The organism is Bacillus sp. AFS012607 (genome assembly GCF_002558005.1).
GTDB lineage: Bacteria > Bacillota > Bacilli > Bacillales > Bacillaceae_G > Bacillus_A > Bacillus_A thuringiensis_S.
Map to the genome: position 1 here is coordinate 1 of NZ_NTVM01000006.1, position 15,248 is coordinate 15,248.

Consider the following 15,248-nt stretch of genomic DNA (forward strand, 5'->3'; position numbering starts at 1 on the left):
CTTAGCTTGATAGCGATGTGTATTGCCCCCATAATTAAATTACCTATAATTTTTGATTTTTCTCTCTGCATAACGTTCTCCTTCTAAATATATTTATATAAGATTATAAACCGGACGGTTCGGTCCGGAACCTAATGATACTATAAGTTTCTAGTTTTTTAAACCCTTTTTATAAAGTATTAACAAAATCCAAATGGAAAAAAAGCAAATATATTTATATCTCAGTTTCTTTGGTACAATTTAATTCCAGTAATCATTAATGATTACCCTTTTATAGAATGAAGTGAAAGTGGGGATAGTTCAAACACTTTAGCTAAACATATTAATCAAAATTATATATAATAATCATATGTCTATACGTTAAATTTAACTATATATTTTTACACCTACTACGAAGTTAGGTGAAATTAGTTGTATAACATGACTGAATTAAATAATTGGTCATGTTAATTTTGACAGAAAATTCATTTGAATGATATAGATAATACAATTTGATTAATCTCTTTTCAAACTGTATTGTTTGAGGTTCACATAATATAGGGGTTGATAAGATATTTTCGCTTCAAACTTCTTTATACTTACAAAAAAATTCAAGAAAATAGATGGTAAATATCACCTGGAATATTAAGCTCGTTTTTATTAGGAGGATTACAAAGCATGACTAAAGTTGATAAGGTTAAAGAAAAAATTATTGAAACATCTTTATATTTATTTAATACTAATGGGATAACTCGCACATCCATCCAGGATATAATGACAGCTACTGAACTACCTAAAGGATCTATTTATCGTAGATTCAAAAGTAAAGAAGAAATTGTCCTTGCTGCCTACGACAAAAGTGGTGAGATTATGTGGAGTCATTTTCATAAAGCAATGGAAAATAAAAAGACAGCAATCGATAAAATCCTTGCAATTTTCCTTGTATATCAAGATGCAGCTAATAATCCTCCTATTGCTGGAGGCTGTCCATTACTTAATAGCGCAATTGAAAGTACTGGAGTATTTCCAGAATTACAAAAAGCAGCAGCAAAAGGTTATGATGATACAGTAATGTTAATGGCTTCTCTCATAAAAGAAGGAATAGAGAAACAAGAACTTAAAGAAGATATAGAGGTTATATCACTTGCTTCCTTTCTTGCATCTTCAATGGAGGGGGCTATTATGGCAAGTCGAGTATCTAACGATAATATACACCATCATTATTTTATTGAACAAATAAAACATCATCTTTTCACTTATTCTAAATAAGTGGGAACTTGCATTGTTTTCATCCAATTTTTATAAAATTAAATTGAATACATACCCCTTATAACCAGTATCTTCTGTTTATAAGGGGTATTTGAATAGTTTTTAGACGATGGTTTATGTTTCTTATTGAACGGTTTCATTGTATATAATAAGTGGAATATAAGTTCAGTTAGATAAAATTCGGTAGTCGAATTTTTTTGCATAAAGCTGTATAATGCTTGTAACGAAAGGGAAATACAGGAAGGGATTTGTAATGAGTTACTATGGAAAAAGATAAACAACAATTAAGCGTTGAAGTTGCAAGATTATATTATCAATCAGATTATAGTCAGCAAGAAATTGCTAACAAATTAAATATTTCAAGACCGACGATTTCTAGATTGTTAAAGTACGCGAAAGAAAAAGGGTTTGTTCAAATTAGCATCGCCGATCCATTTGCGGATTTAGATAACGTTGGGAATTTACTAAAAGAAAAGTACAACTTGTTAGAGGCACATGTTGTGTTTTCTCCAGTGCCAGAATATGCAACGATTACAGAGTATATTAGTAAATATGCAGCTGAGTATATGGAAAAGACGGTTAAAAATGGTGATATCGTTGGTGTAAGCTGGGGAATGACAATGTATGAAATCGCTAGAAAAATCGTACCGCAACATGTAAAAGGGATAGAGGTTGTCCAGCTAAAAGGTGGCATTAGTCATTCGAGTGTAAATACATATGCGAATGAGACGATAGCTTTATTTGCAGATGCTTTTCAAACGACGCCAAGAAATCTACCTCTTCCAGTTATATTTGATAATGCAGTGACAAAAGAATTAGTAGAGCAGGATCGACATATTCATCACATTATCGAAATGGGGAAGCAAGCGAATATTGCAATTTTTACTGTAGGAACAGTGCGAGATGAAGCGCTATTATTCCGATTAGGTTATTTCGATAAGGAGGAAACAAGTTTACTCAAAAAACAATCGGTCGGTGACATTTGTTCACGTTTCTTTGATGGAGACGGAAATATTAGTAGTGAAGAAATTAATAAGCGGACCATTGGAATTGAGTTAGAGGAACTGAAATTAAAGAAACGCTCTATTTTAGTTGCAGGTGGTAATAGAAAAATAAAAGCAATTGATGGTGCGTTACGTGGCGGGTATGCAAATGTATTAATTATCGATCAGCATACAGCAAAAGAATTGTTACATTATCAAAAAGATTAGAAATAAAAGGCGTTCTCAAANNTTTGAGAACGCCTTTTATTTTGTTATGTATGAATGATAGGTGTTTTTTTGAACACAAATTGCCTTTTTAAAAATAATTATGGATATGGAGATACATACTACCATTGTTAATATAAAAGTTTTGATTTTAAATAGGAATTGTTTCTTAGTTAGAATGCGCTTTATTTACTACAAGAAAATTCCTTTTAAAAAAGAATGAACAAAATTTCAAAAGTGTATTTACATTTGTTCAACTAAGAGTTAGAATGAAGTTGTTAAAAGATATGAGGAGTGAAGATAATGAACATTGCAAAGTTAATTGACCATACAATTTTAAAAGCTAATACTACTAAAGAAGATGTTATGAAAGTAATCGAAGAAGCAAAGGAATATAAATTCGCTTCTGTTTGTATTAACCCAACATGGGTAAAATTAGCGGCTGATGAACTAGCTGGACATGATGTAGACGTTTGTACTGTAATCGGTTTCCCATTAGGAGCAAGCACTACTGAAACAAAAGCATTTGAAACAAAAGATGCTATCGCAAAAGGTGCAACTGAAGTTGATATGGTAATCAACGTAGGCGCTTTAAAAGATGGCGACAACGAACTTGTTGAAAAAGATATTTATGAAGTAGTACAAGCAGCAAAAGGAAAAGCTCTTGTAAAAGTAATCATTGAAACTTGTCTATTAACAGATGAAGAAAAAGTACGCGCTTGTGAATTATCAGTAAAAGCTGGTGCTGACTTCGTAAAAACTTCAACTGGATTCTCAACTGGCGGAGCAACTGCTGAAGATATCGCATTAATGCGTAAAACAGTAGGACCAAACGTTGGTGTAAAAGCATCTGGCGGTGTTCGTACACGTGAAGATGCAGATAAAATGGTAGCTGCTGGAGCTTCTCGCGTTGGAGCAAGTGCTAGTGTTGCAATCGTATTAAATGATGCAAAAGGTGCTACAGATAACTACTAATCGATAAAAGGTTAAAGCAATAGATATACGTTTAAAGTATATCTATTGCTTTAACAATTAAAGAAAATGTAAGCGGATACGAATGGGAGGAAACGGCTTATGAAATACTTAATCGGTGTTTTTGGCCTCGTATTGATTTTAGGTATCGCTTGGCTTGCTAGTAATGATAGAAAGAAAGTCAAATATCGTCCAATCATAACGATGGTTATATTACAATTCATTTTGGGGTTTCTATTATTAAATACAAGTATAGGGAATATATTAATTAGCGGAATAGCAGATGGTTTTGGAGAGTTATTAAAATATGCCGCTGACGGTGTGAATTTCGTATTTGGTGGATTAGTAAATCAAAAAGAGTTTTCGTTCTTTTTAAGTGTATTAATGCCAATCGTATTTATATCAGCCTTAATCGGTATTTTGCAACATATTAAAGTATTACCTATTATTGTGAAATCTATCGGTCTAGCATTAAGTAAAGTAAATGGAATGGGGAAACTAGAATCATATAATGCTGTTGCTTCTGCGATTTTAGGACAATCTGAAGTATTTATATCAGTTAAGAAACAACTAGGGTTATTGCCAGAGAAAAGAATGTATACATTATGTGCATCGGCAATGTCTACAGTTTCTATGTCTATCGTTGGATCATATATGGTGTTATTAAAACCACAATATGTTGTAACCGCTTTAGTGCTTAACTTATTCGGTGGCTTCATCATCGCTTCTATCATTAACCCGTATGAAGTTACTGAGGAAGAAGATATGTTAGAAGTACAAGAAGAAGAGAAAAAGACCTTCTTTGAAGTATTAGGGGAATACATTATTGATGGATTTAAAGTTGCGATTACAGTAGCAGCTATGTTAGTCGGTTTCGTTGCTCTTATCGCATTTATTAATGCAGTATTTAAAGGTGTAATCGGTATTTCATTCCAAGAAATTCTTGGTTATGCATTTGCACCATTTGCATTTATTATGGGTGTACCTTGGCATGAAGCAGTTAATGCCGGAAATATTATGGCAACAAAATTAGTATCAAATGAATTTGTCGCAATGACAGATTTAGCACAAGGAAACTTTAATTTCTCAGATAGAACGACAGCAATTATATCTGTATTCTTAGTTTCATTTGCAAACTTCTCTTCAATTGGAATTATTGCAGGTGCAGTTAAGAGCTTAAATGAAAAGCAAGGGAATGTAGTCGCAAGATTTGGTTTGAAATTACTATTCGGTGCAACGTTAGTAAGTTTCTTATCAGCAACAATCGTTGGCTTATTATTTTAATAGATTCATATAATATAAAAAGGAATGGTGATTGTAATGAGAATGGTAGATATTATCGCAAAAAAACGTGACGGCAAAGAACTAACGACTGAAGAAATCAAATTCTTTATTAATGGATATACAGACGGAAGTATTCCTGATTATCAAGTGAGTGCGCTTGCAATGGCAATCTTCTTTAAAGATATGACAGATCGCGAACGTGCAGATTTAACGATGGCGATGGTTGAGTCTGGAGAAACGATCGACTTATCAGCAATTGAAGGAATTAAAGTAGACAAACATTCAACTGGCGGTGTTGGTGATACAACAACTTTAGTATTAGGACCATTAGTTGCTGCTTTAGATGTACCAGTAGCAAAAATGTCTGGTCGTGGTTTAGGACATACAGGCGGAACAATTGATAAATTAGAAGCGGTAGAAGGATTCCACGTTGAAATTACGAAAGAACAATTCATTGATATTGTAAACCGTGACAAAGTAGCTGTTATTGGACAAACAGGAAACTTAACACCTGCAGATAAAAAGATTTATGCATTACGCGACGTAACAGGAACTGTTAACTCAATTCCTTTAATCGCAAGTTCAATTATGAGTAAAAAAATTGCAGCTGGTGCTGACGCAATTGTACTTGATGTAAAAACAGGTGCTGGTGCATTTATGAAAACAGAAGAAGATGCAAAAGAATTAGCACATGCAATGGTACGTATCGGAAATAATGTAGGACGTCAAACTATGGCTGTTATTTCGGACATGTCACAACCGCTTGGTTTTGCGATTGGTAACGCTCTAGAAGTAAAAGAAGCGATTGACACGTTAAAAGGTGAAGGTCCAGAAGATTTAACAGAATTAGTACTTGTATTAGGTAGCCAAATGGTCGTACTTGCGAAAAAAGCAAATACGTTAGAAGAAGCTCGTGAAATGCTAATTGAAGTGATGAAAAACGGAAAAGCAACTGAGAAATTTAAAGAGTTCTTAAGCAATCAAGGCGGAGATAGCTCAATTGTAGACAATCCAGAAAAAATGCCACAAGCGAAGTATGTAATTGATGTACCTGCAAAAACTTCAGGTGTTATTTCTAACATTGTTGCAGATGAAATCGGTATCGCAGCTATGTTACTAGGTGCTGGCCGCGCGACAAAAGAAGATGAAATCGATTTAGCGGTAGGATTAATGTTACGTAAAAAAGTTGGCGATGCAGTAAAAGAAGGCGAGCCATTCGTAACAATCTATGCAAACCGTGAAAATGTAGAAGATGTAAAAGCAAAAATCTATGAGAACATTTCTATCGCTGAAACAGCAGTGGCTCCTAAATTAGTTCATACAGTTATTACTGACTAATCATCATTACATTATTTTAAGGGGGAAATAATATGGATAAGAAAAAATATATTGAAGAAGCAAATAAGATGTTAGCAAAAGCATATATTCCGTATTCAAAATTTCCTGTTGGTGCAGCATTAGTTACGAAAGAAGGTAAAATCTATACTGGTTGTAATATAGAAAATGCTTCTTACGGTCTATGTAACTGCGCAGAAAGAACAGCGATCTTTAAAGCAGTATCAGAAGGGGAGCGTGACTTTAGTTACTTAGTTATTACAGGCGAAACAGACGGACCGATTTCACCATGTGGTGCTTGTAGACAAGTAATTGCTGAATTCTGTGAACCGAAAATGCAAGTTTTACTAACGAATGTAAAAGGTGATGAAAAGGAAGTGACTGTTGAGCAATTACTTCCAGGTGCTTTCTCAATAGAAGATTTAAAATAAGTTGAAAAGTGAACTGCACCTCCAGTTGTTAGACACGAATAACAATTGGAGGTGCAGTTTTTTACTTTATATTGCGGTGAATTATTTACTGATATTTCGTCCCCTTTTTCATCAATTTATTATTTTACCACATGTGAAATTTTAAAAAATAAATATTAAATATTAATGTAGTGTAAGTACAATATAAATTCCCAATTAATATTAAAAGATGATAGGCTATTTTTATAATTGAATTACCTTTCGTACTCTAAAAAACGCCCTACCAACTGAAGTGAAGTGAAGTGAACCCGAATAATGGTACATGAAAAAAACACCTCCTGAATTCGCATACTAAGTATGCAAATTCAATGGAGGTGTTTTTGGTTTGAAGACAAGAGTTCATTACCCAGAAGAAATAAAGTGGAAAGTGATTGAAATGAAAAAGGATGGATATTCCAATCGGACCATTATGGAGAAGTTTGGAATTAAAAATGTTTCCCAAATTAAGACATGGATGAAGTGGTATCGTACCAGTCAAACGTACCGTTTTCAACAACCTGTAGGAAAGCAATATTCTTATGGAAAAGGGCCAAAAGAGTTAAATGCATTGGAACAGCTACGGTTAGAAAATAAACAGTTAAAAACAAAATTACTGATATGGGGAAAGTATCTGGAAATCGAAAGGAGTTGAACCTGGAAACTGTAGTTACTTTATGGACCGATTTCAAAACAAAACTAACGGTAAAAGAATTGTGTAATGTATTAGAATTACCCCGGTCTACATTTTATCGTTGGTTACAACGAACAGTGGACCTAAGAGATGAGATAGAAGAGAAAATAAAGGATGCTTGTCTTCGGCATAAATTACGATATGGATATCGAAGAGTGACCGCAACTCTTCGGAAAATGGGACTGTGTGTGAATCATAAAAAAGTATTACGAATCATGAGACAAAATCAGATTCTCTCAAAAGTTCGTCGAAAGAAAAAGAAATATATCAGTGGTGCGGAGCCAGTAGTAGCCCCTCATCGATTGGAACGCCAATTCGATGCATCCGCACCAAATGAAAAGTGGTTTACGGATGTGACGTATCTATTATTTGGAGAGCGTACCTTGTATGTATCAACGATTATGGATGCCTTTAATCGTGAAATTATTAGTTATGTCATCAGCGAGTCCCAAGCACTGCCATTAGCAATGAAGACATTAAAACAAGCAATGAGAGGGCGAAAAGTAAAAGATGTCCTTCTTCACTCAGATCAAGGAAGTATTTATACAGCGAAGGAATTTCAAGCATATGCCAAAGAAAATGGCATTATCACCAGCATGTCCCGGAGAGGAAATTGCCATGATAATGCCGTCATGGAAAGCTTCTTTGGTCATTTGAAAAGTGAAGCCTTCTATTCACAAGAGATAACAAAAGTATCCAACACAACTGTGCGAAAGATTGTGCTAGAATACATTCATTACTACAATTGTGTGCGAATTCAAGAAAAATTAAACCACCTATCCCCTAAAGAATTTAGGGAACAAGTGGTTTAGGTGTTTTGATAGGTGCCCCGTTTTCAGGGTTCACTTCAAACAAAGGTTCTCTATCAATATAAAAATCTATACTAATATGGTATAATTTTCATGCTCTATTAAGTATAGAAGGGGTTTATACGATGGGACAATTTCAAAGTAATTTTCAAAGCGCTACACAAATCGCAACGCAAATGAGGGCAGCTTCAGATACAATCCAAAACGCAACAAATCGTTCTATAAAAAAGGCGACACGTACTACGCTTTCAGTTAATTCAAAAGCACAAGAAGCGAACCAACAAGTTTTAGATTTGACGAAACAATTTTCCACCGTCTTTCAACAAGCGGTCGATAATATTCATTCGGTAGCCAAAGAGTTTGAGAGAATGGATCACGAGCTTCACAATACTTTCCGCTAATATGACCACCTTCGTAAAGATAAAACGGTAGGAGGAAAAAATGGATCGAGATATCAAAAACCAAATTAAACAGTTAAATCAAAAATTACGAAGTGTATTTGAAGAACAGGACCGAAATCAATCCGCGCTTCGAACTCAGGAACAAGCGGAAGCTGATTTTCACGAATTGAAAAATCGAAGCAACCGCTTATTTAACCGTATTTTAGAAACTTGGCACAACGATAAAGAGTTATCTCATTTCTTTATAAATATCCGTCAAGAAGCACAACACATTGAGCGAAAACTTACATTTAAATTAGAAAATCAAAAAGAAACATTACTTAAAGAAAGACGAGACCTTAGTGATTCAGAAAACGACCTATCCTACCAGCAACAACAATTAGCAAGGGAGGTCAATGCATGAGTTTAAATATGTATTTGGGAGAAGTACAAAGCCAAACTCAAAGCATGAATGCTGTATGTACAGCTACCATTCAAGGTATGGAACAAGCCATTCAATCGATTGATGCTTTTACAAGTGATACCGTTCTACAAGGGCAAACTTACGATAGTGCAAAAGCATTTTTCGCAGAAACCTTTCGCCCTTTAGCACAAGGAATCATATACTTATGTGAAGAATTAATCCGTCAGAACGATGCATTTCCAAGTCAATTTCAATCACAAGTAGCTCAGGCAGATGTAATTGAACAAGAAATATTAGAACAAATTCGAGAGATTGACCGAATGAAAGCAAGTATGGAAGCCATTACTCAAACTATGCCAATACCAGGTATAGACGCTATGGCAAATCTTTTTACTGTCATGAGGAAAAAACTTCAAGAAAAGTTAGACCATCTACATGAATTTAATCAAACGTCTAGCAATAACTATGCTACAGCAATTCAATTAGCTACTAGTATTGCTACAGGTCTTGCAGAAGTACAAAGTGGAAAAGGTTTTAGTCCTGCAAGTGGTATATTTAGTACACAAGGATTGAATATGGAGTGGACGACTTCTATCCAGGCGATTACAGAAGATAGGAATCGTCAGGCTGATAATTCAATTGAAGAAGGTGCAATGTGCGGTAAAATTTCGCCTAAATCTGACTTCGAAAAGGCTTGGGAAAGAGAGAAAAAGGATCTAAGTGATGCATGGACTGGTATTTCTACAGGTTTTGTAGATGGTGCTGTAGATGCATGGGAAGGATTCGTAGCTTTAGGCGATAAAGAAACGTGGTTAAACATGCGAGATGCAATTATTAATTATAAAGAAACACTTCCTGCTGCATGGAATACTTTATCAGATTCATTCATTAATGATTTCTGGAACGGAGATATGGAAAGTAGAGAGCACTATGCTGCCTATGGTGTAGCATCATTATTAACAGGTTTTATTGGTGATAAAGGTCTTAGTAAAGCAGGACAAGCAGGGAAGTTAGCAATCGCTGGCAACCTAGCAAAAGGAAAGTCGTTTATGACTAATTCTGCTGCATATAGAAATGTATTAACTGATTTTAAGTTGAACACTGGAAACCGTTTGGCTTATGCTGATGTTGGAGGAAGTTCTATAAAATATGAACTTGGTGGGGCATACCAAGAAGCGAAAGACTTATTAAATCAATTTGCGGTTTCAAAAGAGGAATATAAAGATTTAAGAAAGAGAACACCCAATAATAGGATAAGAAAAAGCGTAAATACAGATGTACCCAAAATTGACCCTGTATATGGTTATGAAGTGGAAAAACTTGAAGCTGACCACATTGTTTCAATGAAAGAAATAACGGACATGGAAGGTTTTGACCTATTACCGAGAGAACAACAAATAGAAGTGCTTAATATGGATGTAAACTTTGTTGGACTTGGAAAACCAACAAATGCTTCTAAGAATGCAAAAGATTGGAGTACATGGCCGGGGCACCCTAAATACGGTAAGGTTCCGGAAATTATAAGACTAGAAATGTTAGAACGTGAAGCAGTGGCTAGAGAAGCTTTGAAAAAATCAATAAAAGAGAGGTTACAACCCATTGAAAACAATAGTTAAAAATATAGGTGGTAAAAAGATAATAGCTACAGCAGAAGAACATTTAGGCCCCCAGATAGAAAAGTTATTGTATTTGCTAACTAAAGTAGAAGATAATAAATTAGTTGATAGATTTTCTATGCAAGTTGGTTGGTCTATTTTTGTTCTATCCAAACGTGAAGATGGGTATCACATTATTGCCCCAGATTATACAAAAAATCCATTTAAGGATACTACAGATGATCTAACAATTGCTTTATGGGTGCAATTAGAACAAGTACATTGTTTACGTCAGTTAAATATTGACGGTGAAACAATAAAGTTTAGCGATAAAATAGTGACTTCAAAAAATGTGTTACAACTAGATGAGGTTTATTTACAAAGAGCTAGGGATTGTGATAAAGGTGATTCTGGTTGGTATATCGGTCCTGTCGATGAAACAGAAGAAACTGACGGTGAATTAGAAGCATATTACGCATATCAGCTACTAAAAATTAGACCTTCAATTATTCAAGTTTTAGCCTTACCTTATGAATATCTGGTAGTTTTTGAGAAAGATAAAATCAAAGCCATTTTAGATGATAATGATGTCGATGTTTGGAATGGAGTTGCAAACTGAGATTAGTTAAGTTCTAAAATAATTGAGAGGGCTTAACCGCATGAACTCAAAAATCCCGGAAATTCTAGGAATATTAGACGGTTATGAGAAAAGGGTAATTTTAGTAATTATAGAAACTGAAGCAATGGTTTAAATTAAACTAGAAACTTACAGGATGGAAAATAATCAATAATGAATAAATTATAAAAGAGCATCCCACCATTAAAAACTGCACCTCCAATTGTTAGACACAGTCTAACAATTGGAGGTGCAGTTTTTCTATGGTTAAATTCACAACTGATGAAAAAATATACATCGTTCAACGTTATTTGAACGGAAATGAAAGTTACCGAGAAATTAGTAAAGCTATTGATATAAGAGACACCGTAATTTTGAAATGGGTAAACCAATATAAACAAAATGGTTTTTTATTTGAAAATAGGATGTAATATTTTATTCATATTCCGTTCATAAACTTTCCGTAAAATGATTGTAGCGAATATGGAAAGTTTACAATAGGAGGAATAAAATGAAGAATTTATATAATGCATCATTCATTTACTTAATTATCGGTTTATTATCAGGAGTATTTGCAAGAGAGTATTCGAAAGCACAAGGAATTAAAGGATCCACAATGTTGCAATTAGTACATACACATGTACTAGTGCTTGGTTTCTTATTTTTTTTAATTGCTTTCGCTTTATGTAAAGTGTTTCATGTACAAGAAACAAAGAGCTTTCGTGCATGGTTTATTGTTTATAATGTAGGATTAATTTTTAATATTGCAACAATGCTATTTAGAGGTCTATTACAAGTAAACGGAACTGACTTTAACGGTTTAAGCCATATGGCTGGGGTAGGTCACGTTATTATAAGTGTAGGGCTCATTTGGTTTATGGTTTTGTTAAAAAAGTCATTTAAATAGATAGGAGTGGAAAGTATGATAGCACTTTTATCAAGTGTCGTAGCAGTTTGTATGGCTGTTGGGGTAATGTTTCTACGTTTTAAAGCAGCGAAAAAGCCGGTAACGAAAAAGAAAATTATATTGCCGCCAATTTTTATGAGTACAGGCGCGATGATGTACTTTTTACCAGAGTTTCGATTAACATCGTTAGAAATAGTCGAGGCAATTAGTATAGGGCTTATTTTCTCTATTTTTCTTATTAAAACAACTAAGTTCGAAATAAAAGGCGAACATATATTTATGAAACCGTCAAAAGCATTCATATTCATTTTAGTAGGCTTATTAGCTGTACGCGTGGCATTAAAGTCATATTTAAGCCAATCAATTGATTTGGCAGAGTTAAGCGGAATGTTTTTCTTACTTGCATTTGCGATGATTGTGTCGTGGAGAATTGCGATGTATCGCTCGTTTACTAAATTAGAAAAGACAATAAACAGAGCTGGAATTTCTATATAGGAAATCCAGCTCTGTTTATGTTTTATTAAAATTCTTTAGCGCGGAACTCATTTGCTTAATTTTAAACGTATTTGAGCATCTTGTAATGCGGCTGGTGTAACGTTAAGACCATTTTGATCAACAATTTTTGTGTTTAATAAAATGGAATCTAAGCTTCCACGAAATGTTTGTGTATAGTTTTGACGCAACATTTGTTGTTCTTGTTTTTCATCAACTGTTAATCCAGTTGCTTTTTCTTTTTTTGACAATTCGTTAATACGGAATAAAATGTTTTGCATTTTGTTCACCTCTTATTTAAATTTAAATTAGTAACTTATTAATTTATAGTTATTGTAACTTGTTTAGTTGTCTGTGTCAATACTATCTAAAATTTAGTTAAAAATTGACGAAAAATTATAACAATAATAGAATGAAGTGTATTGAATAATTAGTTTCACAATTATACATAAAACGCTAGGGGGATTATTATGAAATCAACATTTTTTGCTCAAAATAGAGAACGATTAGCAAACACATTACCAGAGGAATCCATTACGATTTTATTTGCTGGACAAGCACCTCATATGTCAGCCGATGCACATTATAAATTTGTACCGAATCGTAATTTTTACTACTTAACGGGAATCGGTGAACCAAATGTTATTTTTATGCTGAAAAAGTTTGGGAATAGTGTAGAAGAGACACTTTTCATTGAAAAATCAGATCCAGTAATGGAAAAATGGGTTGGGAAAACAGTTTCTAACGAAGAAGCAGAGGGAATTTCAGGTATAAAGAAAGTTGTATATTTAGATAGCTTTGAAAAGACAATGTCAAATATACTTTTTACAGAAAATGCGAAGCATCTATATTTAGATATAGAAAGTCGTGAGTGGAATGGTATGGAGACAAAAACATTAGCATTTGCTAAACATGTAAGAGAAAAATTCCCACACGTAACAATTGGTAATGTATATCCGAACATTTGTGAATTACGAGTATTTAAAACAGAAGAAGAAATTGAAATTATTAAAGAAGCGATTGCTATAACGAAAGACGGTATTTACAACGTACTTAAGCATGCAAAAGCAGACATGATGGAGTATGAATTAGAAGCACAATTTGATTTTACACTGAAATCATCTGGCATTAAGCACCATGCATTCAATACAATTTTGGCGAGTGGGAAAAATGCTACAGTTCTTCATTATGAAGATAATGATGCACAAATTCAAAATGGTGATTTAGTATTGCTAGATTTAGGCGCTCAAAAAGACTACTATAACGCTGATATTAGTTATACATTCCCGGCAAATGGAACATTCTCTAGTCGCCAAAAACAAATTTATAATATTGTATTAAAAGCATTAAAAGAAACAACAGAGATTATTAAGCCAGGATTAAAGTTCGCTGCATTAAATGAGCATACAAAAAAGGTACTGGCAGAAGAGTGTAAAGCAATTGGTTTAATTCAAGAAGATGAAGAGTTATCAAAATACTATTATCATGGTGTCAGCCATTTCCTTGGTTTAGATACACATGATGTAGGAACATATAAAGATAGAGTGTTAGAAGAAGGTATGGTTATAACAATTGAACCAGGTCTTTATATTGAGGAAGAGTCAATTGGTATTCGAATAGAAGATGATATTCTTGTAACGAAAGACGGGTATGAAAACTTGTCAAAAGATATCATTAGAGAAGTTGAAGAAATTGAAGAATTTATGAGTATAAATAATGAACATGTAAAAGGAAACCAAGCTGTAGTTAAATAATAAAAAGTCATCACTAATTTATTTGAACTTTATCTCGAATGGCGGACAATTAAAAAATCCATGATTCGGGATAGGGTTCTTTTATCTTCGAAATACTAATCTTTAATTATTAATCCTAATAAAGTTGCAAACTGAACAGCTTGATATGTTGATACTTTACATCCTCTTAAATCGTTCACTGAAACTGTAATCGTATCAAAGCTAGAAGAACTAATATCTATCCCCTTCAGTGATGTCTGATCAAAATTAGCTTCATCAAGACTACATAATTGGAATTCAACTTTTTTAAGTTTACAGTCAAAAAAATCTGCAATATTTAATGAAGTTTCATTGAAGATGATTTTTTCTAGTTTGGAATTTCCAAATGCCGCTAAATTCAAAATTGAATTCTCAAATTTAACATTTCCTAAGCTAGATTCTGTGAAATTTACTCCGATTAATTTACTGTTTTTAAATTCGACTCTGTGAACAGAAGAATTGCTTAAATTAACATTTGATAAATCACAGTTTTCAAAACAAACATCTGTAATATCAATATTGCTAAAGTCTGTATTAGTAAACTTACAGTTTTTTATCACCGCATCATATAATCGTACTCTATCTACAGATTCATTTTCGAAAGTGGAGTCTATAATTTCACACACTTCCAATGTTGGATCTTCTTCATAAAAAATATCTTGAAAATTCTTTGAAGATAACTCTGGTGAAATTTTTGGTCTATCAATTTTCATCGTATATCAATCCTCTTCTATTTGATATATTTGTGTAATTTGAGTCTATTGTCTGTGAAGAACATTAGTTCTTATTATACAAAAATCTAAGTTCTTTTGTGAAGAGCATTTTAGCTACATTTTTCTTATTTAATAATAGAAGTGTTATTGTTTCTTAAGAAATAACGTCAAAACAAATACGAGAACGGCTAATATAGTCGCTACAAGGAAAGCATTTTGTATTTCTAAAATATTCGCCTCTTGTAATGTCTCCACTTTTAGTAATCTTCCAATTAGCTTACGTAAAATCTAATTACATCTCCTTATTTTCTTGAAAATCAACTTCTATAATGATTTTGAAAAAGGAGGGATTT

At 33.4% G+C, this 15,248-nt stretch carries 16 protein-coding genes and 1 pseudogene; 15 read left to right on the forward strand and 2 right to left on the reverse strand.

The features are described from left to right. Window positions 1-657 precede the first annotated feature (657 nt). The 14 genes and pseudogenes from CN409_RS04645 to CN409_RS04710 all read left to right on the forward strand — a co-directional run bounded on the left by CN409_RS04645 (window position 658) and on the right by CN409_RS04710 (window position 12,413). Window positions 658-1,248, forward strand: coding sequence for a TetR/AcrR family transcriptional regulator (locus tag CN409_RS04645; RefSeq protein WP_000169651.1), 591 nt, complete (start codon window positions 658-660; stop codon window positions 1,246-1,248). 263 nt (window positions 1,249-1,511) lie between these two features. Beyond that, entirely contained in the window at window positions 1,512-2,459 is a 948-nt protein-coding gene (locus CN409_RS04650; RefSeq protein ID WP_000409779.1) for a sugar-binding transcriptional regulator, read from the forward strand. Between the two features lie 300 nt (window positions 2,460-2,759). Next, window positions 2,760-3,431 (forward strand): deoxyribose-phosphate aldolase, encoded by a 672-nt coding sequence (gene deoC / locus CN409_RS04655; RefSeq protein ID WP_001017441.1) that lies wholly within the window; start codon window positions 2,760-2,762, stop codon window positions 3,429-3,431. Window positions 3,432-3,530: 99 nt separating this feature from the next. Then, on the forward strand, window positions 3,531-4,712 hold the full coding sequence (locus CN409_RS04660; RefSeq protein ID WP_000876177.1) for a NupC/NupG family nucleoside CNT transporter: 1,182 nt from the start codon (window positions 3,531-3,533) through the stop codon (window positions 4,710-4,712). A 36-nt stretch (window positions 4,713-4,748) separates the two neighbouring features. After that, entirely contained in the window at window positions 4,749-6,050 is a 1,302-nt protein-coding gene (locus tag CN409_RS04665) for a pyrimidine-nucleoside phosphorylase (RefSeq protein ID WP_001983022.1), read from the forward strand. Between the two features lie 32 nt (window positions 6,051-6,082). Continuing rightward, entirely contained in the window at window positions 6,083-6,478 is a 396-nt protein-coding gene (locus CN409_RS04670) for a cytidine deaminase (RefSeq protein WP_079245343.1), read from the forward strand. Window positions 6,479-6,842: 364 nt separating this feature from the next. After that, window positions 6,843-7,999 (forward strand): IS3 family transposase gene (locus CN409_RS04675; RefSeq protein WP_097980832.1). Its coding sequence is split into 2 segments (ribosomal slippage): window positions 6,843-7,092 and window positions 7,092-7,999, totalling 1,158 coding nucleotides; the frame shifts between segments, so codons are not numbered across the junction. A gap of 122 nt (window positions 8,000-8,121) precedes the next feature. Next, on the forward strand, window positions 8,122-8,397 hold the full coding sequence (locus CN409_RS04680) for a TIGR04197 family type VII secretion effector (RefSeq protein ID WP_016082052.1): 276 nt from the start codon (window positions 8,122-8,124) through the stop codon (window positions 8,395-8,397). A gap of 40 nt (window positions 8,398-8,437) precedes the next feature. Beyond that, on the forward strand, window positions 8,438-8,800 hold the full coding sequence (locus CN409_RS04685; RefSeq protein WP_063675222.1) for a DUF3958 family protein: 363 nt from the start codon (window positions 8,438-8,440) through the stop codon (window positions 8,798-8,800). Continuing rightward, window positions 8,797-10,416: a T7SS effector LXG polymorphic toxin gene (locus tag CN409_RS04690; RefSeq protein ID WP_000056137.1), complete on the forward strand. Its 1,620-nt coding sequence runs from the start codon at window positions 8,797-8,799 to the stop codon at window positions 10,414-10,416. The genes CN409_RS04685 and CN409_RS04690 overlap by 4 nt, the downstream gene beginning before the upstream one ends. Then, window positions 10,400-11,014 carry an immunity protein Imm33 domain-containing protein gene (locus CN409_RS04695; protein WP_000849723.1) on the forward strand — a complete coding sequence of 205 codons (615 nt, stop codon included), beginning with the start codon at window positions 10,400-10,402 and terminating at the stop codon, window positions 11,012-11,014. Before CN409_RS04690 ends, CN409_RS04695 begins: the two co-directional genes overlap by 17 nt. Before the next feature lie 260 nt (window positions 11,015-11,274). Further along, a pseudogene (locus CN409_RS04700) lies at window positions 11,275-11,418 on the forward strand (transposase); the annotation flags it as partial. A 104-nt stretch (window positions 11,419-11,522) separates the two neighbouring features. Beyond that, window positions 11,523-11,918, forward strand: coding sequence for a DUF2871 domain-containing protein (locus CN409_RS04705; protein ID WP_000794056.1), 396 nt, complete (start codon window positions 11,523-11,525; stop codon window positions 11,916-11,918). A gap of 15 nt (window positions 11,919-11,933) precedes the next feature. Next, window positions 11,934-12,413, forward strand: coding sequence for a CcdC family protein (locus tag CN409_RS04710; RefSeq protein ID WP_000561074.1), 480 nt, complete (start codon window positions 11,934-11,936; stop codon window positions 12,411-12,413). 47 nt (window positions 12,414-12,460) lie between these two features. Here CN409_RS04710 and CN409_RS04715 read toward each other — a convergent pair whose 3' ends face one another. After that, window positions 12,461-12,691, reverse strand: a complete 231-nt coding sequence (locus CN409_RS04715; protein ID WP_001179614.1) for a DUF896 domain-containing protein — start codon at window positions 12,689-12,691, stop codon at window positions 12,461-12,463. 189 nt (window positions 12,692-12,880) lie between these two features. Between CN409_RS04715 and CN409_RS04720 the strand changes: the two genes are divergently transcribed. Further along, window positions 12,881-14,164: an aminopeptidase P family protein gene (locus CN409_RS04720; protein WP_097980833.1), complete on the forward strand. Its 1,284-nt coding sequence runs from the start codon at window positions 12,881-12,883 to the stop codon at window positions 14,162-14,164. Window positions 14,165-14,259: 95 nt separating this feature from the next. On the opposite strand, the gene CN409_RS04725 is transcribed toward CN409_RS04720, so the two are convergent. Beyond that, a complete protein-coding gene (locus CN409_RS04725; protein WP_097980834.1) occupies window positions 14,260-14,895 on the reverse strand; it encodes a pentapeptide repeat-containing protein in 636 nt (211 codons plus the stop codon). Between the last annotated feature and the right edge of the window lie 353 nt (window positions 14,896-15,248).

Bases quoted from the DNA above. Each gene is read 5' to 3' on its own strand.
- CN409_RS04690 (WP_000056137.1), top strand. From the start codon at position 8,797: ATGAGTTTAAATATGTATTTGGGAGAAGTACAAAGCCAAACTCAAAGC.
- CN409_RS04680 (WP_016082052.1), top strand. From the start codon at position 8,122: ATGGGACAATTTCAAAGTAATTTTCAAAGCGCTACACAAATCGCAACG.
- CN409_RS04705 (WP_000794056.1), top strand. From the start codon at position 11,523: ATGAAGAATTTATATAATGCATCATTCATTTACTTAATTATCGGTTTA.
- CN409_RS04650 (WP_000409779.1), top strand. From the start codon at position 1,512: ATGGAAAAAGATAAACAACAATTAAGCGTTGAAGTTGCAAGATTATAT.
- CN409_RS04685 (WP_063675222.1), top strand. From the start codon at position 8,438: ATGGATCGAGATATCAAAAACCAAATTAAACAGTTAAATCAAAAATTA.
- CN409_RS04670 (WP_079245343.1), top strand. From the start codon at position 6,083: ATGGATAAGAAAAAATATATTGAAGAAGCAAATAAGATGTTAGCAAAA.
- CN409_RS04665 (WP_001983022.1), top strand. From the start codon at position 4,749: ATGAGAATGGTAGATATTATCGCAAAAAAACGTGACGGCAAAGAACTA.
- CN409_RS04720 (WP_097980833.1), top strand. From the start codon at position 12,881: ATGAAATCAACATTTTTTGCTCAAAATAGAGAACGATTAGCAAACACA.
- deoC (WP_001017441.1), top strand. From the start codon at position 2,760: ATGAACATTGCAAAGTTAATTGACCATACAATTTTAAAAGCTAATACT.
- CN409_RS04645 (WP_000169651.1), top strand. From the start codon at position 658: ATGACTAAAGTTGATAAGGTTAAAGAAAAAATTATTGAAACATCTTTA.
- CN409_RS04715 (WP_001179614.1), bottom strand. From the start codon at position 12,691: ATGCAAAACATTTTATTCCGTATTAACGAATTGTCAAAAAAAGAAAAA.
- CN409_RS04710 (WP_000561074.1), top strand. From the start codon at position 11,934: ATGATAGCACTTTTATCAAGTGTCGTAGCAGTTTGTATGGCTGTTGGG.
- CN409_RS04660 (WP_000876177.1), top strand. From the start codon at position 3,531: ATGAAATACTTAATCGGTGTTTTTGGCCTCGTATTGATTTTAGGTATC.
- CN409_RS04725 (WP_097980834.1), bottom strand. From the start codon at position 14,895: ATGAAAATTGATAGACCAAAAATTTCACCAGAGTTATCTTCAAAGAAT.